Source organism: bacterium, assembly GCA_040754625.1.
Lineage (GTDB): Bacteria > JACRDZ01 > JAQUKH01 > JAQUKH01 > JAQUKH01 > JAQUKH01.
Genome location: JBFMCF010000114.1, coordinates 1 through 19,891, shown reverse-complemented (window position 1 = coordinate 19,891; position 19,891 = coordinate 1). Strand labels below are relative to the sequence as shown.

Below are 19,891 nucleotides of genomic sequence, written 5' to 3'. Positions count from 1 at the left end.
TATTCCCTTTTTTTATGGCTTTTGCTTCGGTTTTTTTTGCTGTTGTCTTTAAGATTTATTATTCACTTGATTCCTCGCAGGCTAAAGCCTGCGCCTACCTGATTTCCACCGGTAACTGACCGGTTACCTGGAAAGTTAAAAAACACTTGACATAAATTAAAAAATGTGATATATATCACATACACGTCTCGTCTTGTAATGGGTTTAAATTATTTATGTTTGAAATTACAATAAAAACAAATTTTTCCGCGGCCCATTGCCTTATGGGTTACGAGGGCAAATGCAGCAGCCTGCACGGCCATAATTGGCTAGTAGAAATTTCAGTGCTTGCGGAGAATGTAGATAATTTGGGAATAGGTATCGATTTTTTTATTTTAAAAAAAGAATCTGAGGAAATATTAAAAGAGCTGGACCATAAAAATCTGAATGAGATTCCATACTTTAAAGAAGATAATCCCAGTTCAGAAAATATTTCCCGTTTTATCTACCAAAATCTCAAATCTAAAATTGAAAAAGAGAAAGTAAGAATGAATTGGGTTAAGGTTTCTGAAACATTAAACAATTCAGTAACATATTGGGAATAAACAAGGGGTCATGCCCCCTTGTTAACATTATATTTTTTATCGGAAGGAGGTGCAATAATAATGAAAATTACGCCGTTAGGGGATAGGATTTTAGTCAAGCGTCTTGAAGCTGAAGAGAAAACCAAAGGGGGAATTATATTACCTGAGACAGCTAAGGAAAAACCACAGGAAGGTAAAGTCGAAGCTGTTGGAACAGGTAAAATTAATGAGGATGGTAAGGTTATACCTTTGTCTTTAAAGAAAGGTGACCGTATTATCTTCACTTCTTATGCCGGAACAGAAGTAAAAAGTGCGGGTGAAGAATACCTTCTCATGAGAGAAGATGATGTTCTTGCAAAAGTTGAATAGATTTTTTTGTGGATTATATTGAAAGGAGATGAAATAAATGGCAAAGCAAATATCATATGAAGAAGAAGCGCGCCGCAATATTTTAAATGGAGTGGCTAAATTATCCAGAGCAGTTAAGGTTACCCTTGGCCCAAAAGGCAGGAATGTAGCCATTGACAAGAAATTTGGCGCTCCGACTATTACAAAAGACGGCGTGACAGTTGCAAAAGAAGTTGATTTAAGCGATCCATACGAGAATATGGGTGCGCGGATGGTCCGCGAGGTAGCCTCAAAAACCAGTGATATCGCAGGCGATGGAACTACGACAGCTACAGTTTTAGCTGAGTCCATTTATAGAGAAGGATTAAAAAATGTTACTGCCGGCGTAAATCCAATGGCTTTAAAACGCGGAATTGAGAAGGCAGTTGAAGAAGTGGTGAAAGAACTGAAAAATTTAAGTAAACCGGTCAAGGAAAATAAAGAAATAGCCCAGGTCGCCACTATATCCGCCAATGGCGACAAGACTATCGGGGGAACAATTGCCGATGCCATGGAAAAGGTGGGCAAGGACGGGACAATTACCGTTGAAGAAGCAAAAGGGATTGAGACCACCCTTGATGTTGTAGAGGGAATGCAGTTTGACCGCGGGTATTTATCTCCTTATTTTGTTACAGACGCCGAAAGAATGGAAGCTGTCCTTGAAAATGCCTTTATTCTTATATACGAGAAAAAGATATCCGTGATGAAAGACATGGTTCCTTTATTAGAAGCTGTTGCCCGCGCCGGAAGGCCTTTAATGATTATTGCGGAAGAGGTTGAGGGTGAGGCATTGGCTACTTTGGTTGTGAACCATTTGCGCGGAGTTTTAAAATGCTGTGCGGTGAAGGCCCCCGGTTATGGCGACAGGCGTAAAGCCATGCTTGAAGACATTGCTATTCTTACAGGCGGGAAGTGTATTTCTGAAGAGATGGGAGTAAAATTAGAAAATATTAAACTTGAAGATCTCGGGAAAGCAAAAAGGATTGTAGTAGAGAAAGAAAATACTACTCTCATTGAAGGTGAAGGTACTACTTCAGCTATCCAGGGCAGGGTCCACCAGATAAAAAGGCAGATAGAAGAAACAACTTCCGACTATGACCGTGAGAAGTTACAGGAAAGGCTTGCCAAATTAGCCGGCGGCGTCGCGGTTATACATGTCGGTGCGGCCACAGAAACCGAGATGAAAGAAAAGAAAGCAAGGGTTGAAGATGCCCTTCATGCCACGCGCGCGGCTGTTGAGGAAGGTATAGTCCCCGGCGGCGGTGTAGCATTAATCCGCTGTATTCCTGTATTAGAAAAATCAAAACTGCAGGGTGATGAAAATATAGGAAACCAGATAATAAAAAGAACCCTGGAAGAACCGTTACGGCAATTGGTTCAGAATGCAGGATTAGAAGGTTCTGTTATTGTCCAGAAAATCAAGGATGAAAAGAAAACGGTAGGTTTTGATGTGGAAAATGCGAAATATACTGATATGCTGGAAGCAGGAATAATCGATCCCACAAAAGTTACGCGGGTAGCGATTCAGAACGCGGCAAGTATCGCGGCCTTGCTTTTGACAACTGAGGCATTGATAACTGATATGCCTGAAAAAGAAAAACCGGCTCCTATGCCGGGCGCGGGAATGCCTCCCGGCGGTTATGGCGATATGTATTAAAACAAGAATCAAAATATGGGGATGGAATATAATTCCATCCCTATATTGTTTTCTTCATCAGGTGATAATTTTGTGAAAGGGGTATATTTTGAAAACTGTTAATTATAGCAATGGGAGAAGGCTGTATCCTTTAAAGGAGAATAGATATAACTTAGTGACCGCATTGATTAGACATACAAGAAAAATTATGCACTCATCTGATAAAGTTGACCTTTTGGATAATAAACAGATAAGTCCGGACCATCATGTATCTGAAGATCCTGTTAAATTAGCTATTGAAGATTATCTGGATGGGAAAATTGAACAGGCGGATACAAAACCGAATTAAATGGAAATTACTGAAATATATAAAAGCCTGCAGGGTGAATCATATCACAGCGGTTTGCCCTGCGTTTTTGTAAGGACCGCAGGCTGTAACCTCAGGTGTTCTTACTGCGACACAAAATATGCTTACAAGTCCGGGAGAGTCTTTTCCGTCCCGGGAATCCTGTCTGAAATAAAAAAATACAAAATAAAATTAGTGGAAATAACAGGCGGCGAACCTTTACTGCAGGATGATATTAATCAACTGGCGGATAAATTGCTTAAGGCCGGATATTCCGTCCTTGTTGAAACAAACGGCAGTTTGGATATAAGTAAATTGAGTCCCAAAGCCGTAAAAATAATGGATATTAAATGCCCGGGCAGTGGAATGGAAATAAAAAACCGCTGGAAAAATATCAAATTCTTGACCAAAAATGATGAAATTAAATTTGTTATAAGCGGCAGATTTGATTATAATTGGGCAAAACAAAAGATAAAAGATTTTTCATTGGATAAAATAACAAAAATTAGTTTTTCTCCTGCCTGGAAATTGCTTTCACCCGGAATACTGGCCGGTTGGATTTTAAAAGATGAATTAGATGTAAGGTTTCAAATTCAGCTTCATAAAATCTTGTGGCCGGGGAAGAGAAGAACGTGAAAAAATTTAAAATTCAAAATTTAAAATTCAAAACTCAAGAGTCTGTTATAGTTCTTGTAAGCGGCGGGATGGACAGCGCGGTCACGGCAGCGGTAGCCATTAAAAAGTTTACACCAGTTTTTCTGCATTTTAATTACGGGCAAAGGACTTTTAAAAAAGAATTATGGGCGTTTAATAAATTAAAAGAATTCTTTAAGGTCCAAAAAAGTAAAGTAATAGATATCCCGTATTTAAAAGAATTCGGGGCGTCAAGCCTTCTAGATGAAAAAATTGATATACCATTGGACAGTGTAAAGACTTCGCGGATTCCTTCCACCTATGTTCCTTTCAGGAATACCCAATTGCTGTCAATCGCAGTGTCATGGGCGGAGAGCCTTGGGATATCCCGGATTTATTACGGCGCGAACCAGGTTGATTCTTCGGGATACCCGGACTGCAGGGAAGATTATCTAAAGGCGTTTAATAAATTGATAAAACTCGGCACAAAACTGGAAAGTTATATAGAGATAACCGCGCCTCTTATAAAAATGAAAAAAGATGAGATTGTAAAACTTGGATTAAAATTAAAAGTCCCTTTCCAGTATACATGGTCCTGCTACAAAAACACCGAAATCGCCTGCGGCCGGTGTGACAGCTGCAGATTAAGATTAAAAGGTTTTGAATCCGCCGGCATTCCAGATCCCGTCAAATACGAATAAATATAAAATATTTCATTAACAAACAAATATATTTTTTAGGCGAGAAGTGGTTTGTGGAATTTGAATTTCCTGTTTCCCATGCCCATACCCCCCGGCCCCCTAAAGGGGGAGTCGGTAAGTTCTTAAAGTCCCCTTTAGGGGATTTAGGGGCAATAGGGGCAGAATATTAGGTGCAGGGGCTGTTTACAAATCTTCCGGTGGTAAAATAGTTAAAAAATCTTATTTCGCCCGTTCAATATATTTTTCCGTCCTCGTATCGATTTTTATGATCTCACCGACTTCCACGAAGAAAGGGACACTCACGGTTATGCCGGTTTCCAGTTTCGCGGGTTTTCCGCTTCCTGAAACCGTATCGCCTTTAAATGTCGGGTCGGTTTCGATTATTTTTAAAGTGACAGAAGCCGGCAGGTTTATCCCTATGGGATTTCCAGCAAAAAAAAGGATTTTTACCGTAATATTTTCTGTCAGAAATTTCCACGCGTCGCCGGTCTGTTCTTTCCTTAGTTCAATTTGTTCATAGGTTTTGTTGCACATGAAACTGTAAGTGTCGCCTGATTTGTATAAAAATTGAACTTCTTTTTCTTCATAATCAGGTTCTTTGAATTTCTCGCCGGCCTGGAAAGTCCTTTCAATCACGCTCCCGTCCATCAGGTTCCTTAATTTTGTCCATACAACCGCTTTCCTCATAGCCGTCTTGTTGTGCTGGAAATCAACAATTTCAAAAAGTTTATTTTCAATGCTTAGTTTTAGTCCCTTAAAAAAATCAGCGGTATCAATCATGATATTCTCCTTGAATTGTAATGAAGCATATATTATAAATCTTTTTCTCAAAATGTCAATAATTTGTTATAATATTGCAAAAAAAGAGGAATTTATGCCGATTTTCCGTTATAAAGCAGGGACAAAAGAAGGAAAGGTCATCACGGGTGTCAAAGATTCCGAAAGCGAACTCAAACTCCGGCAGGAAATAGAGAACAAGGGCCTTTATGTTTTTGCAATAACAAAAAAAAAGAGCGGGTGGAGTAAAAGGCCAAAATTGTATGAAGTTTTGCTTTTTATCCAGGAATTGTCGGTCCTTTTAAAGGCGGGATTAACTATGGTGCACAGCCTGGATATTTTAAAAAACAGGGCCGAGAATGTGTCTTTTAAAAATATTATTTCTGACATTAAAAAAGAGGTGGAAGGCGGAATGGCGCTTTCAGACGCTCTGAGCGCGTATCCAGATATATTTTCAAGCATGTTTATTTCATCAATAAAAGTCGGGGAGACAAGCGGAAATCTGGTTAGTATACTGGAAAGGCAGTCATCTTATTTGAAGAAGTTAATATCATTGAAGAGAACCGTGGTTTCAGCCTTGATTTATCCCCTGATACTCCTGGTTATTTCCGTGTCAGTTGTGGTTATATTACTGGCATTTGTGGTCCCGACATTTTCCAGGTTATATGAAGACATGCAGAAGGCTCTGCCGGCGGCCACGGTTATTTTGATATCAATCAGCAATTTTCTCAAAGATTATTTTATATTTTTGTCTGTTGTTTTTTTCTCCCTGTGCTATGTTTTTATACTTTGGTATCGTACTGAGAATGGACGGCTGGCCGCCGACAGGGTTAAATTAAAAATACCGCTTGCAGGCAATATTCTTGCTAAATATTCTCTTTCACAATTAACAAAAATGCTTTCCACGATTTTGAGAGGGGGTATCCCTTTAATAACTTCATTAAAAGTCGCCGGTGACACCCTGGAAAATAAATATCTAAGTCAATGCATAAAAGAAATTATTCCTAAAGTGGAAGGCGGGATGAGCCTTGCCGAGTCAATGAAGGGAATAACTATCGTACCAAACATGACTGTCGAGATGATTGCCGTGGGTGAGGCCACAGGCTCGCTTGAAGATATGCTTGAAAATGTCTCTAATTTTTACGACGAGGAAATTGATATGTATATATCCTCTTTTACCGCTTTAATAGAACCTCTTATGATCCTTTTTATGGGGCTTTTGGTCGGCGGTATTGTTATTACAATGTACCTGCCTATTTTCCAGATGGCAAGCGGATTTTGATTCGTAAAACGCAGTATTTAATATGACATTTAAAACCATACTTGATGCCTTTGTTGATTTTATCTGGCCGCCCAAGTGCCTGATTTGCGGTATTGATTTAGAAAATGGAAAAAAAATGATTTGTAATGAATGTGAAAAAGGCATTATTCTGTTTTCTCCGCCTTTTTGTGCCCAATGCGGGCACCCTCTTTTTTATTCCGGCGATTTGTCCGAAAGATTATGTGCTCCCTGTAAAAATGGAAAATATTTTTTTGAACATGCCTTTATTATAGGGAGTTATGAAAAAAGTTTAAGAGATGCAATCCACCGGTTTAAGTATGATAAAAAGGCTGTGTTGCGTAAATATTTTTCAATTTTAATCAATGATTATATTGAAAAAAATAATGTTTTGAATAAGTTTGACATTATTGTCCCGGTTCCTTTATTTTCGGCAAAAAAAAGAGAACGCGGCTTTAACCAGTCAGAACTTCTTGCAAGTGTGATTGGTGAAAAATGGGATTTGCCTGTTTTGAGTAAAAATCTTTATCGAACAAGGCATACTGAACCCCAGCATAACTTAGATTACCTCCAGCGTAAAGAAAATATTAAAGGGGCGTTTAAACTTAAAAATAAAATTCCTGTCAAAGGGAAAAGAATTCTTCTTGTTGATGATATTGTTACAACAGGCGCGACGGTTAATGAGTGCAGCCGCATTTTAAAAAATGACGGGAAAGCAAAAGACGTTTTAGTCCTTTCACTGGCAGGCAGGCTGCGGGATTATAAGATTTAACCGGAATAGAAAACCGTTCCTGAAAAAGGGAAAATAATTGACAGCTAAAGACAGTTAATATATACTTATTATAGTATGGATAAGAATGTAGAAAGGAGAAAAATATTTATGAATTATAGAGAAAAATTTGCTGTTTCACTTTTTTTATTCTTTTTTTTAATATTTAATTATTCAGTAATAGCCCAAAATGTGGATTTACCGAAGGCCGGTTCCGCGGAGGAATCCGCTGCCGCAGAGGAAGACGCTCCCGGCTGGCTGATAGATATAATGGATAAGGGCGGCCCTGTCATGTATCCTATATTCTTATGCTCAATTCTTGGTTTGGCAATAATATTTGAAAGGGCGATAAAACTGCGCAGTAAACGGATTTTCCCCCAGGATTTTATAATACAGATAAAGACTTTTTTGAAGAAAAAAGACATCCCCAGGGTAATAGCTTTATGTGAGAGCCGGAAAATCCCGCTTGCCCGTATTATCAGGATGGGGCTTTTAAAATACAAAGACGGTCTTGAGGCGATGGAAGGCGCGATTGAATCAGCAGGGTCCCTTGAAATAGCGATATTGGGGGAAAGAATGCGGATGCTCTCCGCTTTGGCTAATTTAGCTCCCCTGCTTGGGTTTCTCGGAACTGTCACGGGAATGATAAAATCTTTTAATATTATTGCGGCGACAGGTTCAGGAAGGCCGGATTTAATCGCCGGTGGTATTTCGGAGTCTTTAATTACCACTGCCGCCGGGTTGTTCGTCGGTATCCCCTTGACCATGGGATATTTTTATTTCCAGGGCAGGGTGGAATCAATTATTATTGAACTGGAAGAACTTTGTATCGGGCTTCTGGAAGAATTAGGGAGGTAAATATGAAATTCAGGGTATTAGGAAGCGAAGACCAAAAAGTTGAAATGACTTCCATGACTGATATGATTTTTTTACTTTTGTTGTTTTTCATGATCTCGTCAAATTTTATACCCCTGGACGATAAATTAGATATTAAATTGCCTGAATCACGCGCCACAGGAAAACAGATTCACAGGCCGAACATTATTGAGATTAACGTAAACAATCAAGTGTTTTTTAACGGGGTTTTGGTTACTTACGGGGAGCTCGAAAAAAAAATTGACGAAATAGGTAAAGAGGCAATTGTTGTTATCAAAGCGGACAAGCGGGTTTCGCACGGCGATGTTGTGAGGGTAATGGGTATTCTAAAATATAGGAATATTGATAACATCGGTATCGCGGCCTTATTAAAGGAATAGTTTATGGAAGGTTCATCTAAGACTATAAAAATAAAAAAAGACATAAGTTTTCACAACTTTTTTCTGGGTGCGATTTTGCTTCATTTAATGCTTTTTGTCGCGCTGAATATTCATAAAGTCACAAAACTGGATATAAGCAAAGAAGCTTTTTTAAAGTTTACTTTGATAAAACTGCCCCCGTCTCCTGAGGCGGAATCTCAGCCAAAAGAGGAAATAACACCTCAAAAGACAGAAATTAAAGTAGAGCCTCAAAAGGCGGCGATAGAAACAGATGTCCCCAAGGCATTTAAAGAGATGGAGGAAATAAAACCAATGGATGCGGTACAGGTTGAGGAGCGGGATTTGTTGAGAGAAAGATTAGGAAGCCCTATCCCGGATAATTTATCTGAACGCTTGGAAGATCTTGCCCCCCCGGGCGGGGGCGGGGAGGATTTGCCGCTGGACCGTTCAGACGGAGAAATATCCGCGGGCAGCGGAGGGTCGAGCTGGGGAGCGGGGATTGGCAGCGGAAGAGGAGGAGATGAATTAGGCGGGCTTGGCAAGAAAAAAGGAGTTCAGCGTTTTGGTTACGGGCAGATAGCTTTTAAACCGTTAATTTCTGCGCTTCCGGATTGGGTTGAAAAGTCAAACAAGATTATTATTACTACCGTGCGTGTTTGGATTGATGCCGAGGGAAAAGTAATTAAAGCTGAGATAGCAAAATCAAGCGGGTATTTGGAATTGGACCAGCTGGCTGTTGATAGTATTAAAAACAGGACTTTTAAAGCCAGTGACGCTGACCAGACCCGGATTGCCCTGATAGAAATCGATTTTACAAATATAAGGTAAACAAGGATGAAATTATCTGGAAAAATTATTATTGTTTTTCTTTTATTTAATGTTGTTACAAATTTTTCTTTTGCAAATGAAGAAGCGGTTGAAAGTTATCAATTAGGCATAAGGCTGTTTAAAGATAAGGATTATCCTAACGCCATAAAACAATTTACAGAATTTATCCAGCTGTTCCCCAATGACAGCCTTGTTTCTGATGCGGAATACCGCATAGGTGAATCTTATTATCAAATGGGGAAATATGAAGAAGCAATCGGGCAATACCAGAAAGTTGTTCAAAAATATCCAAGTAATGAAAATGCGGCAAAAGCCGCTTTCAATATTGCGTGGATATATTTTGAAAAAGAACAATATGATGATGCTATCGCTGAATTTCAAAAAGTGGCGCTGAAATACCCGGGCACTCTTACCGGTATTGAATCTCAGTTCAGGATTGGCGATGCTTATTATAATAAGGGGGAATATCAAACTGCCATTGATGAGTACCAGAAAATTGTTTTGAGATATCCAAGCAGTGAATTTACCCCTCAATCTCAATATTGGATAGCTTTATCTTATTTGCAGTTAAAAGATTTTGACCAGGCAATAAATGGTTTTTCCCAGATTTTAAAAGATTATTCAGAAGGAGATTTGCTGGATGATGTTTATTATGGATTGGGTCTTTCGTATTTTAAAAAAGAAGAATATGATAAAACGGTTTCTACTCTCAGCGAGTTAATTAAACGTTATCCCGAGAGCGAGTATTTATCCAAAACGATGTATTACATTGGAAACAGTTACCAGCAAAAAGGGCAATTTGATGAAGCGATTATAAGTTATAACGAGTTATTAAGTAAATATACCAAGGGGGAATTTCTGGATATCGCCCAGTTTAATTTAGCTGAAGTTTTTAAGATAAAGAACAATTACGCGGAGGCAATAAAATCTTATCAGAGATTGACTGAGGTTTTTCCTGAAAGTAATTTGGTGGCCCGGTCATTATATGAAGGAGGCAAGCTTTATATGAAGCTGGGCCAGAATAACCAGGCATTGGCGGCTTTTACTATTATTGTTGAAAAAATTTCCCAGGCTGAAAAACCGGAGGAAGTAACTTACTGGATAGATTGGTTTGAGCCCGCGGTGAAAGAATTTATTGAAATAATAAAAACCTACCCTGATAAGGAATTTATAGCTTCGGTTGTAAGCAGTATAGCGGAATGCAATTTTAAAATAGGGCGGTATGATAAAGCGGAAATATATTACAATAAAATTTTAAATGAGTATTCAAAAACGGAATTTGTCCCAAAGGCCCTGATGGGGTTGAGTAAAATTTATGAATTGGACAAGAAAACTGAAGAACTGGAAAAGACATACCGCCGGATTATAAAAGAATATCCGGACAGTGAACAGGCGCTGGAATCCCAGATAAAATTAGGGGAAAATTTTTTAGCCGCGAAAAAATACGATTTTGCAGTAGAGGAATTTAAAAAAGTGATTGAGTTGAAAACCGGTTTTGAAGAAGCCCCGCGCATTCAATATTTAATTGCTAAGATATATTATGACCAGAAAAAATATGAAGATGCGATAAACGCATACAAAGTTCTGCTGGAAAAATATCCCGATAATAAATTTATATTAAAATCCATTTCTGAAATTGCTTATTCATACCTCGGGAATAAAGATACTGTCAATGCCATTAATTATCTCGAACAGGTAGTTGATAAATTTCCTGAAGATAATTTGGCAATCGAATCGTTATATCAAATCGCCCAGCTGCATCTTGAGTTGAAGGACATGGAGAAGGCTGCCGCCGCCTTCGAAAAAATTACACGTAATTATTCCCAGAGTAAATTTGCCGATATTGCCCAGCGCTGGCTGGGTTTATGGTATTACCAGAATAAAAATTACGAAAAAGCTGTCTTATGGTTCCAGGGTTTGATATCCAAATATCCTGAAAGCAGATATCTGGCAGAAACACAATTCGGCATCGCAAGGTCGTATGAAAAAATGAAAGATTACGAAAAAGCAATTCAGGCTTATGAAAAAATATTTACCCAGTATCCGAAAAGCGAATTTGTGGCTGACGCGCATTACGAGGTCGCTTTGATATATTCAAAGCTTAATAAATATGAAGAAGCCAATAAACATTATGAGGCCATTATCAGTGATTTTCCTGATAGTAAATTTATGGCGGCTTCCAATTTTAATCTGGGGACCAATTATTTTAACCAGGGTAAATTTAAAGAGGCAATGGAATCTTTTAAAATGATTGTCGATAAGTTTTCCCAGAGCGAGTATAAAGAGGAGGCTCTATCGAGGTATAAAAAATCCGAAAAAGCGTTTGAGACAAAATTGCAAAACCCGGACCAGGAAACTTATATTGAAAAAATTTACGAATTGGCAAAAATGCATGAACAGACGGGGAATATAGATAAATATATCAGTAACCTGGAGTTTATTGTTGAAAAATTTCCCACTGGCGATAGAATCCCGATGGTTATGTTTACATTAGGTGAATATTTTTTTAAAATTCAATTGTTTGACAGGGCCATTAATAACTGGAATAAATTATTTACATTCTATGAAACACATGAACTCGCGGATGACGCTTTATTTATGATCGGGCAGGCATATGAAAAAAAAGGCAGCTGGGGAGATTCATTGGGTGCTTATAAAAGATTAATTGAAAAATACCCGCAAAGCGAATTGCTGGAAGAGACATATAACCAGATTGATAAAATCCGGCAAAAACTATTGGAAGGAAATAAGTAAACCTGCCAGAGCACTATCGTTTTCCAAAAGCATAAAGATTACCGTCCTGGGCGCCAAAAAATAACATATTATCATATATGGCGGGAGAAGACCGGATCCAGCTTCCGATATTATATTTCCATACAAGAATGCCTGTTGTTTCGTCAAGAATATATAAATATCCGTCCCATGACCCAAGGTAAATAAAATTGGAAACTATAGCGGGTGTTGAATAAATATCCCCTTTAGTCTGGAATTTCCATTTAACTTTTCCTGAAAAAATATTGATGCAATATAAATTGTTATCCAGGGAACCGATATAAACATAATCGCCTGAAACCACCGGGGATGACAGGATACAATCATAAGTCCTGTATTTCCATTCCAGCGCCCCGCTCTTCCGGTTAAACGCATAGACATAGTAATCAAGGGATGACACAATTAACAGGTTTTCAGTCAGTGCGGGAGATGAGTAAATACCTTTTCTTATATTTGAAATCGGCCTTTCCTTGATTTCTTTGTTAATTTTAACAGCAGATGACGGTTTGCTTAATAAAAGTCCCTCGTATACAGTTACCGGAGCCGGTACGGATTTTGCCTCTTCCTTTTTTTCATCTTTTATTTCTGTCGAAAATGTAATAAGTTTTTCCCCTGTATTAATATCCAATCCATAAATGTTCCCGTTATGTGAGCCAAAGTAAACGATATTCTCAAAAATGACAGGGGAAGAGGTTATAAACCAATCATCACTGTATTTCCATTTAATGCTCCCGTTGTTTGCGTCTATGCAGTAAAAATTGTTGTTATGTGACCCTATAAATATTGAGTCATCATTAGAAGCAGGGGAGACATCTATTCTTGCTTCTAAATTAAGTTTCCATGTTAACTTACCCGTTTCAGAGTCCAGGCAGTATACAAACCCGTCTCCTGAACCAAAAAATACACTATTTTTGTTGACGCAGGGAGATGAAATAATAAACTCTTCGGTTTCAAACGCCCAGACCTGTTTTCCGCTTTCCAGGTCAAAACAATATAAAAAGTGATCATCACATCCAAAATAAATTTTTTTGTTTGCTATAGCCGGTGAAGAATCAATAATTGAGCCTGCTTTGAACAATTTTTTAATTTCAAGAGGAGGGGTAGGGCCTGTACCTATAGTTCCTTTATGCTGGGGATCAAATTTAAACATCGGCCAATTTTCAGCACTCGCATACCGGCCCGTAGAGTTAATTATCAGACTTATAAAAAAGAATATAACAAAATTTTTTAGATTTGGACAATTTAATTTCATTAATTTATTCTAACTTGATATGATATTTTTGTCAAGGTTCCTTTTTTTAGGAGTCTTCGTATCTGCAGGTTTTATTTTTGCCGGAATTTTTTGCGGAATACAGCGCTTTATCGGCAAAATCAAGAATAATTTCCCACTTTCGGTTTGTTTTTTTCGGGTCATACGCGCTTGCGCCGCAGCTTATAGTTAACATTCCACTGTTATTTCCCTTGTGATCTATCGCGAGCGATTCAATGCGTTTCCTGATTCTTTCAGCAAGCAATACTGTTTCGTTTAAATCCTGTTCAGGAAGGATCGCGACTATTTCTTCACCTCCATACCTGAATAGGTCCTCAGATTTTAGAAGCATCAGCTTGGTATTGTCCGCTACAGTTTTTAGTATATTGTCCCCTGCCAGGTGGCCGTAAATATCGTTATAGGCTTTGAAATTATCTATATCGCACATGATAATTCCGTAAACCTGTGAATATTTCCAGGCCCTGTAGTGGACTTTTTCAATTGTTTCATAGAAACTGCGACGGTTGCCTATTTCCATCAAAGTGTCCATCTTTGCCAGTTTTTCCAACTTGTCGTTCAGGACGCTTAAATTTTCATTTTTTTCGATAAGTTCTTTTTCAAGGGCCAGGATCCTTACAGCTGCCCTCGATTTGACCCTGAGTTCGTCCCTGTCAAAAGGTTTTGCTATATAATCGTCGGCGCCCGCGTCAAGTCCTTCAATCAGGTCTTCTTTTTTGTCCTTGCCCGTGAGGAGAATGATATAAACATAACCAAGTGAACCCGAAGAGCGTATCTTGCGGCAAAGCGCAAGGCCGTCCATTACAGGCATTAACCAGTCAACAATGACAAATTTTATGTCATTTGTCTGAAGAAGTTTCCATGCTTCTTCACCGTTTTCCGCCTGGAAAACCTCGTGTCCCCATTTTTCAAGGGTGTTCTTCAGCAGTTTTCTGGATATGAGATCGTCATCCGCGACTAAAATTTTCATATTATAATGTTTTGAGAAAATCCTCTAATTTTAAAATCTCTTTTTTCAAATCTTCAATTAATGTTGAAACCCCGGAAATATTATTTTCCCTGCACTGCTGTTCTATATTAAGGGCTGTGGAAAATATCCTGGTTGCGCTTATGTTTCCCGCGGCGCCTTTTATTGAATGCGCGTAATTTTTTAACATATCAATATTGTTTGCCCTGCAGGATTCTTCAAGCAAATCAACCTGTTTGGGTATATAGCACAGGAAGTCCCGGGCAAGTTCTTTGAAAAAATTTTTATCGCTGCCGAACCTTTTCATCGCGTCATTTAAATCAACAGGGTAGTTTGCCGGGCCTGTTTCTCCCGCGGTATTTTTCTCCCCAGGTTTATTTTCCTGTTGGGGCGACAGGGACAAAATTTCAGGTTTAATCCATTTTTTAATGAGTTTTAGCAGTTCCTGCGGGTCAATCGGTTTTGAAATGTAATCGTCCATCCCCGCGTCAAGGCAATGTTCGCGGTCGCCTTTCAGGGCGTGCGCGGTCATGGCTATTATAACGTTTTTGCCGGAGTTTTTTTCTTGTGAACGGATTAATTTCACGGCCTCGAACCCGTCCATCTCAGGCATCTGTATGTCCATCAATATGATGTCATATTTGTTTTTTCCCGCGAGCCTGACGGCTTCCAGGCCGTTTTCCGCGGCATCAGCTTTAAACCCGGCTTTGTTTAATATAATTAACGCTGTTTTCCGGCTGACCGGGTTGTCTTCCGCCAGGAGTATACGAATGTTCTGAAATTTCATTTCATTTATGGTATGGCGCGTGATTACCGGATGGATTTCTTTTTCTTCTTTTATTTCAGGTAACCTTGTGATTGCGGCTAATATGTCAAATAGAAGCGTCTGTTTTACAGGTTTTATAAGGTAGCTCCTGATTCCGGTACGCTGTAACGAGGGCACGTCTCCCCTGGTGCCCAGTGAAGAAAGGATTACTATCGCTGTGTTTTTTATTTCAGGGATATTTTTTATTATGATGGTTGTTTGTTCTCCGTCCATGCCGGGCATCTGCATGTCAAGCAGTAAAACTTTAAATGGTTTTTGCAGTTTGACGGAATCCCTTAATTTCCTTATCGCCTCCGCCCCGCTCGATACTGATTCCGCGTAACAACCGAAAGCTTCAACCATTCTTGTAAGGATTATCCTGTTTGCTTCATTATCATCGGCGATAAGTATTCTTGTGCCTTTTATGTCCGGGGGGAGGAGCGTTTTTTCTTCTTTTTGTTTTTGTTTTTTCAGGGGCAGGATAAACCAGAATTTGCTTCCCCTGCCGGGTTCGCTTTCAAATCCGATTTGACCGCCCATGAGTTCCGTCAGCCTTTTTGAAATGGCGAGTCCAAGACCTGTGCCGCCGTATTTACGTGTTGTGGACCCGTCCACCTGCATGAATTTTTCAAATATTATACCGGTTTTTTCTTTTGCTATGCCTATTCCCGTGTCTGTTACGGAGAAATGCACCGCGGCAAAATCTTCCGTTTCTTCCTGCAATTCCGCCCTTATCACTACTTCGCCTTTCTGCGTGAATTTAACAGCGTTACTGCCAAGATTAAGCAGTATCTGCCGTATTCTTCCCGGGTCGCCGTTTAAGAGAGAAGGGACTTCGTGGCTGACAAGGCATACAAGTTCCAGGTTTTTCGAAGATGCCTGCGCCGCGAGGACATCCGCAACTTCTTCCACGGTCAGGCGCAGGTTAAAATCAATTATGTCAAGCGAGAGTTTGCCGGATTCTATTTTCGAAAAATCAAGGATATCATTTACGATATCAAGAAGGGCGTATGTGCTGTTTTTGACCGTAAGCAAAAAATCACGCTGTTCTTCGGTGAGTTTTGTGTCTAACGCAAGCATGGTCATCCCGATTATGCCGTTTATGGGGGTCCTTATTTCGTGGCTCATGTTTGCGAGAAATTCCGATTTTAACTTGTTTGCCTCTTCAGCGGCATAACGCGCTTCTTCCAGTTCCCTGTTTTTAAGCTCAAGGATATGCATCATATTGTTGAACTGCTCACCGATTTGATAAAGGGGATCGTTAGCTGCATTTTGATACACATCGCATTCAGCACAAGTTTTATATTGCCCGGCAAAGAAACCCTCTATTTTCCTGCCGCAGTAATTGCCTACAATCTGCCAGCACCTTGATGCTTCTTTTCCATAACAGGAGCAGTCTGTTTTGCCGCATTTTTTTATTTCATAACATTTTTTTAAATTGGGATTGTTAAACCGGACTGTAAAATCTTTTTTAAATGTGACTTCGTTGATCAAGGACTTAAGTTCATTAAGGGCTGACTGGACCATCTCCCTGTTTTTTTCGATTTCAATGGTTTTTTCCTTGAGCGGTGTGATATTTCTTGAAATATGTATTACCTGTTTAATTTTCCCGTTTTCATCTTTAATGGGCGACGTTGAAACATCCACATATGTTTTATTGCCATTTTTATCGTAGTGAATATGCTCAGCCCTCGCATGTAAACCGGTGTTTAATGTTTCAACCAGGGGGCAGATGTCGTCCGGTTTTTCGCAGACAGAATCCCTGGAGTGGGTTATCTTGTAACATTTTTTTCCGGCAACTTCTGATTCGTCCTTAAAGCCGTAAGTGTCTAAAAATTTCTTATTAACGCTGATTATGCTGAAATCGCGGGTGTCAATTACCGCCAGTAAATCGTTCATATTATCAAGAACGTTTTTTGTGAATTCGGCAGAATGCATTAATTTTTTTTCAGAATCTTTCGGCATTTTGTCTCCTTGTGGTAACTTATTATATATCGGCAGTTGGGATTCCAGAGTTTTGTTTTAATTGCCTTTTGGAACAATGATTTTCAGCGAACAGGGAACAATTGAAATTTCTGCAGGAAGTGTTCCTGCGGCTTCGCCGTCCGCCTGGATAAATATTATGCCGTTTGAACTTGCTTTTATGCTGTTTGTTAAAACGGATTCAACGTCAGAAAACTTTCTGTGCAGCCCGAACATTCCTCCGATGCTGTAGCGGATAAGAGACATAATATTATTTTTTTTGTACACAAACATCTGGAAAAATTCTTTTTCAATCCCGGCCTCCGGGGCGAAATTAAACCATGCATAGGTTTTAAATTTATTTATTATGCCGGAGTAACCGGTAATTGTTCTTTTGTTTGTTTCAAATTGGACAAGCGGGTGGTTCCTGCTGAAAATTTGTTTTAAACCGGACCATACATAAGCCAGAGGCCCTACAATTTTTTTGAGTTTTGGATTGAAATCAACCACTGCTTTTGCGTCTAAACCGATGCCTGCCATTAAAAGAAAATATCGCTCTTTATTATTTTGGAATGTGGAATCAGTGTTTTCCCCAAAAAATAATATTTTACCCAGGGGTATGGTTTTTACTTTTCCATTAAGGAGCTCACAAAGCGCTTCTACGGGATTAAACGAAAGGCCGATTTCCCTTGCGGCGCAATTAAGGCTTCCCGCGGGTATTATTCCCAGAGGGAGATTTGAATTTACCATCCCGTTTACCGCTTCATTTATTGTCCCGTCTCCCCCGATTACGAGGAGTAAATCCACTGATTTATTTTCAGAAGATATTTTCGCAAGTAATTTTGCCTCTCCCGGGGAATTAGTAGCAAGAACCTCAAACGCGATATTCTTCTCTTTTAATGTTCCGGTAACTTTGGAAAGGACACCTTTGCTTTTGCCGGCGATAGGATTCAAGATGATATTGATTTTTTGTATAACCATTAGGCAAAGTTTTTCTAAATTATTCTGGATTAGCAATCGAAAAGAAAGACTGCTAAAAAAGTTCTTGACAATGTATTTTACATATGATAATATCAGCAATCGAAGAATAAGAGTGCTAATATATGTAAAACGTCAACCGTAAAATAATATCATAAATTTTGAAGAATTACAATGAAAAGCTTCAGTAAAAGGCATGAAAAAGTTCTAAAGGCAATTATCCAGAGCTATATTGAAGATGGGAAGCCAATCGCTTCGGAAAAGCTGGTTAATTGCTGCGGGAAGAGACTGAGTTCCGCGTCCATAAGGATTATCATGGCTGAACTTGAGGAGATGGATTATATCCATCAGCCTCATACATCAGCAGGCAGGGTCCCCACGGACAAGGGATACAGGTTTTATGTTGACGGTTTAAAAGGCATTTCTCATCTCAAGAAGAATGAGATGAGAAATATCTTGACCCTTAAAACCAGTAAGGGAAGCTATGATATTGTAGTTAAAAAAGCGACGGAATTGCTTTCACAATTTACGCATTACACGACGTTGATACTTGTTTCATCGGAAGGTGAAAAACGGCTGAAGCATTTGGAGCTGATTTTGCTGAGCAGCAAGAATATCCTGGTTATATTTGTTATAGATAACGCGAGGGTAAAAAATGACACGATACACCCTGACAAGAACATTGACAACAGGAATATTTCAAGATGGAACATATGGTTTGACAAAAATCTTACAGGACTTACGGTGGACGAGGCAAGGGAAAAGCTTTTAAAAGAAATCCCCCTGGAAAAAGAGGCCGAGAGTATATTTAAAGAGGTGGCGTATTTACTTTCAAGCCTTGGGAACAGGAATGAAGAACCAATATATTTCTCGGGTGACCTTAATGTTTTTGACCAGCCTGAATTTGGTAAGATAGAAAAGGTTAAATCATTTTTTCACCTGCTGGAATCTAAAAAGAAACTGATTAAACTTTTAAATCCTTATATGGAAGATAACGGGATACATGTAAGGATTGGAAAAGAAAATACGTTTGAGGAACTCGCGGATTTCAGCCTTGTCACTGTTCCATGCAGGGTGGGCGAAAACGCGACCGCACTTTTGGCTGTTATAGGGCCTAAAAGAATGTATTATCCCAAAGTCATTTCACTTTTGGATTATACCGCGAAGATTCTTGAAAATAAAGCAGATGAAAGTGAGGTGTTAAAGTGAAAGAAGAGAAAAAAAACAGCGCAGGCAATGGGTTACGTGAAATAAAGAATAAAAACGACGTGCAGGAAGAGGAAAAGAAGGAGCCTGAAAAAAAACAAGAGATACCTTCGGGGAAAGAAGAAAGTGAGCTTGAAAAGTTAAGAAAAGATTTTGAAGAAAAGTCCAGATTAGCCGCGGAATATTATGATTCTTTACTGCGTTTAAAGGCCGAGTTTGAAAATTTCAGGAAGCGAAGTGAGCGGGAAAAAGCGGATATTTTCAGGTTTTCCCAAGAGGCGCTGATGCGGGAAATTTTTTCGGCGATTGATAATTTTGAACTTGCGTTAAACGCGGCGGAAAAAAACAAGGATTTTGATAATTTTCATAAGGGTGTGGACATGATTTACAAGGAGCTGAAGAAAATTCTGGAAAAAGAAGGAGTATCGGAAATCAAAGCGGAAGGTGAAAAAATTGACCCCCATAAACATGAAGTTGTCAGCCATGAACCTGGGAACGGGGAAGAAGAAGAGGTTGTTGTTGAGGTAATAAGAAAAGGCTATATGATGAATGAAAGGGTGTTACGCCCCGCGATGGTAAAAGTGGGGAAGAAAAGATAAGATAAGTCGTATATGTCTTATAAGACATATAAAATTTGATAATGTCAAAATAGGTATGAAAGGAATGAAAGTTTTGAAACGGGGTAAATTTTAGATTTCTCCCTTTAGAAAAGGGAGATTAAGAGGGATTTGAGAGAATTGGCAAGTGTATTTAACACGA

At 39.1% G+C, this 19,891-nt stretch carries 19 protein-coding genes; 14 read left to right on the top strand and 5 right to left on the bottom strand.

The window, feature by feature from the left end:
- Window positions 1–215 precede the first annotated feature (215 nt).
- The 6 genes from queD to queC all read left to right on the top strand — a co-directional run bounded on the left by queD (window position 216) and on the right by queC (window position 4,266).
- On the top strand, window positions 216–584 hold the full coding sequence (queD, locus tag AB1498_11180; protein MEW6088851.1) for a 6-carboxytetrahydropterin synthase QueD: 369 nt from the start codon (window positions 216–218) through the stop codon (window positions 582–584).
- Between the two features lie 60 nt (window positions 585–644).
- Window positions 645–932: a co-chaperone GroES gene (gene groES / locus AB1498_11175; GenBank protein MEW6088850.1), complete on the top strand. Its 288-nt coding sequence runs from the start codon at window positions 645–647 to the stop codon at window positions 930–932.
- Window positions 933–969: 37 nt separating this feature from the next.
- Window positions 970–2,607 carry a chaperonin GroEL gene (gene groL / locus AB1498_11170; GenBank protein ID MEW6088849.1) on the top strand — a complete coding sequence of 546 codons (1,638 nt, stop codon included), beginning with the start codon at window positions 970–972 and terminating at the stop codon, window positions 2,605–2,607.
- A gap of 88 nt (window positions 2,608–2,695) precedes the next feature.
- Window positions 2,696–2,935 carry a hypothetical protein gene (locus AB1498_11165; protein MEW6088848.1) on the top strand — a complete coding sequence of 80 codons (240 nt, stop codon included), beginning with the start codon at window positions 2,696–2,698 and terminating at the stop codon, window positions 2,933–2,935.
- Window positions 2,936–3,568: a radical SAM protein gene (locus AB1498_11160; protein MEW6088847.1), complete on the top strand. Its 633-nt coding sequence runs from the start codon at window positions 2,936–2,938 to the stop codon at window positions 3,566–3,568.
- Window positions 3,565–4,266 carry a 7-cyano-7-deazaguanine synthase QueC gene (queC, locus tag AB1498_11155; protein MEW6088846.1) on the top strand — a complete coding sequence of 234 codons (702 nt, stop codon included), beginning with the start codon at window positions 3,565–3,567 and terminating at the stop codon, window positions 4,264–4,266. The genes AB1498_11160 and queC overlap by 4 nt, the downstream gene beginning before the upstream one ends.
- Before the next feature lie 219 nt (window positions 4,267–4,485).
- Here the strand turns inward: queC and efp are convergent, their stop codons facing one another.
- A complete protein-coding gene (gene efp, locus AB1498_11150) occupies window positions 4,486–5,046 on the bottom strand; it encodes an elongation factor P (protein MEW6088845.1) in 561 nt (186 codons plus the stop codon).
- A gap of 94 nt (window positions 5,047–5,140) precedes the next feature.
- On the opposite strand from efp, the gene AB1498_11145 reads away from it, so the two are divergent.
- The 6 genes from AB1498_11145 to AB1498_11120 all read left to right on the top strand — a co-directional run bounded on the left by AB1498_11145 (window position 5,141) and on the right by AB1498_11120 (window position 11,929).
- Complete coding sequence (locus AB1498_11145; protein MEW6088844.1) at window positions 5,141–6,325, top strand: type II secretion system F family protein; 1,185 nt, start codon at window positions 5,141–5,143, stop codon at window positions 6,323–6,325.
- A gap of 22 nt (window positions 6,326–6,347) precedes the next feature.
- Entirely contained in the window at window positions 6,348–7,094 is a 747-nt protein-coding gene (locus tag AB1498_11140; protein ID MEW6088843.1) for a ComF family protein, read from the top strand.
- Between the two features lie 108 nt (window positions 7,095–7,202).
- A complete protein-coding gene (locus AB1498_11135; protein MEW6088842.1) occupies window positions 7,203–7,949 on the top strand; it encodes a MotA/TolQ/ExbB proton channel family protein in 747 nt (248 codons plus the stop codon).
- Between the two features lie 2 nt (window positions 7,950–7,951).
- Window positions 7,952–8,347 carry a biopolymer transporter ExbD gene (locus AB1498_11130; GenBank protein ID MEW6088841.1) on the top strand — a complete coding sequence of 132 codons (396 nt, stop codon included), beginning with the start codon at window positions 7,952–7,954 and terminating at the stop codon, window positions 8,345–8,347.
- Window positions 8,348–8,350: 3 nt separating this feature from the next.
- Window positions 8,351–9,175, top strand: a complete 825-nt coding sequence (locus AB1498_11125; GenBank protein ID MEW6088840.1) for an energy transducer TonB — start codon at window positions 8,351–8,353, stop codon at window positions 9,173–9,175.
- 6 nt (window positions 9,176–9,181) lie between these two features.
- Complete coding sequence (locus AB1498_11120) at window positions 9,182–11,929, top strand: tetratricopeptide repeat protein (protein ID MEW6088839.1); 2,748 nt, start codon at window positions 9,182–9,184, stop codon at window positions 11,927–11,929.
- A 13-nt stretch (window positions 11,930–11,942) separates the two neighbouring features.
- Here the strand turns inward: AB1498_11120 and AB1498_11115 are convergent, their stop codons facing one another.
- From AB1498_11115 to AB1498_11100, 4 genes are all read right to left on the bottom strand, one after another.
- On the bottom strand, window positions 11,943–13,097 hold the full coding sequence (locus tag AB1498_11115; GenBank protein ID MEW6088838.1) for a PQQ-binding-like beta-propeller repeat protein: 1,155 nt from the start codon (window positions 13,095–13,097) through the stop codon (window positions 11,943–11,945).
- 148 nt (window positions 13,098–13,245) lie between these two features.
- A complete protein-coding gene (locus AB1498_11110; protein MEW6088837.1) occupies window positions 13,246–14,184 on the bottom strand; it encodes a diguanylate cyclase in 939 nt (312 codons plus the stop codon).
- A gap of 1 nt (window position 14,185) precedes the next feature.
- Entirely contained in the window at window positions 14,186–16,951 is a 2,766-nt protein-coding gene (locus AB1498_11105) for a response regulator (GenBank protein ID MEW6088836.1), read from the bottom strand.
- Window positions 16,952–17,008: 57 nt separating this feature from the next.
- Window positions 17,009–17,929 (bottom strand): diacylglycerol kinase family protein, encoded by a 921-nt coding sequence (locus AB1498_11100; protein MEW6088835.1) that lies wholly within the window; start codon window positions 17,927–17,929, stop codon window positions 17,009–17,011.
- 171 nt (window positions 17,930–18,100) lie between these two features.
- Between AB1498_11100 and hrcA the strand changes: the two genes are divergently transcribed.
- On the top strand, window positions 18,101–19,135 hold the full coding sequence (gene hrcA, locus AB1498_11095) for a heat-inducible transcriptional repressor HrcA (protein MEW6088834.1): 1,035 nt from the start codon (window positions 18,101–18,103) through the stop codon (window positions 19,133–19,135).
- The gene (grpE, locus tag AB1498_11090) at window positions 19,132–19,731 is read left to right on the top strand and encodes a nucleotide exchange factor GrpE (protein MEW6088833.1); all 600 of its coding nucleotides are present in this window, start codon (window positions 19,132–19,134) and stop codon (window positions 19,729–19,731) included. Before hrcA ends, grpE begins: the two co-directional genes overlap by 4 nt.
- The last annotated feature ends 160 nt before the right edge of the window (window positions 19,732–19,891 follow it).

Coding starts and splice junctions, on each gene's coding strand:
- queD (MEW6088851.1), top strand. CDS start 216: ATGTTTGAAATTACAATAAAAACAAATTTTTCCGCGGCCCATTGCCTT.
- groES (MEW6088850.1), top strand. CDS start 645: ATGAAAATTACGCCGTTAGGGGATAGGATTTTAGTCAAGCGTCTTGAA.
- groL (MEW6088849.1), top strand. CDS start 970: ATGGCAAAGCAAATATCATATGAAGAAGAAGCGCGCCGCAATATTTTA.
- AB1498_11160 (MEW6088847.1), top strand. CDS start 2,936: ATGGAAATTACTGAAATATATAAAAGCCTGCAGGGTGAATCATATCAC.
- efp (MEW6088845.1), bottom strand. CDS start 5,046: ATGATTGATACCGCTGATTTTTTTAAGGGACTAAAACTAAGCATTGAA.
- AB1498_11145 (MEW6088844.1), top strand. CDS start 5,141: ATGCCGATTTTCCGTTATAAAGCAGGGACAAAAGAAGGAAAGGTCATC.
- AB1498_11140 (MEW6088843.1), top strand. CDS start 6,348: ATGACATTTAAAACCATACTTGATGCCTTTGTTGATTTTATCTGGCCG.
- AB1498_11135 (MEW6088842.1), top strand. CDS start 7,203: ATGAATTATAGAGAAAAATTTGCTGTTTCACTTTTTTTATTCTTTTTT.
- AB1498_11130 (MEW6088841.1), top strand. CDS start 7,952: ATGAAATTCAGGGTATTAGGAAGCGAAGACCAAAAAGTTGAAATGACT.
- AB1498_11125 (MEW6088840.1), top strand. CDS start 8,351: ATGGAAGGTTCATCTAAGACTATAAAAATAAAAAAAGACATAAGTTTT.
- AB1498_11120 (MEW6088839.1), top strand. CDS start 9,182: ATGAAATTATCTGGAAAAATTATTATTGTTTTTCTTTTATTTAATGTT.
- AB1498_11115 (MEW6088838.1), bottom strand. CDS start 13,097: ATGTTTAAATTTGATCCCCAGCATAAAGGAACTATAGGTACAGGCCCT.
- AB1498_11110 (MEW6088837.1), bottom strand. CDS start 14,184: ATGAAAATTTTAGTCGCGGATGACGATCTCATATCCAGAAAACTGCTG.
- AB1498_11105 (MEW6088836.1), bottom strand. CDS start 16,951: ATGCCGAAAGATTCTGAAAAAAAATTAATGCATTCTGCCGAATTCACA.
- AB1498_11100 (MEW6088835.1), bottom strand. CDS start 17,929: ATGGTTATACAAAAAATCAATATCATCTTGAATCCTATCGCCGGCAAA.
- hrcA (MEW6088834.1), top strand. CDS start 18,101: ATGAAAAGCTTCAGTAAAAGGCATGAAAAAGTTCTAAAGGCAATTATC.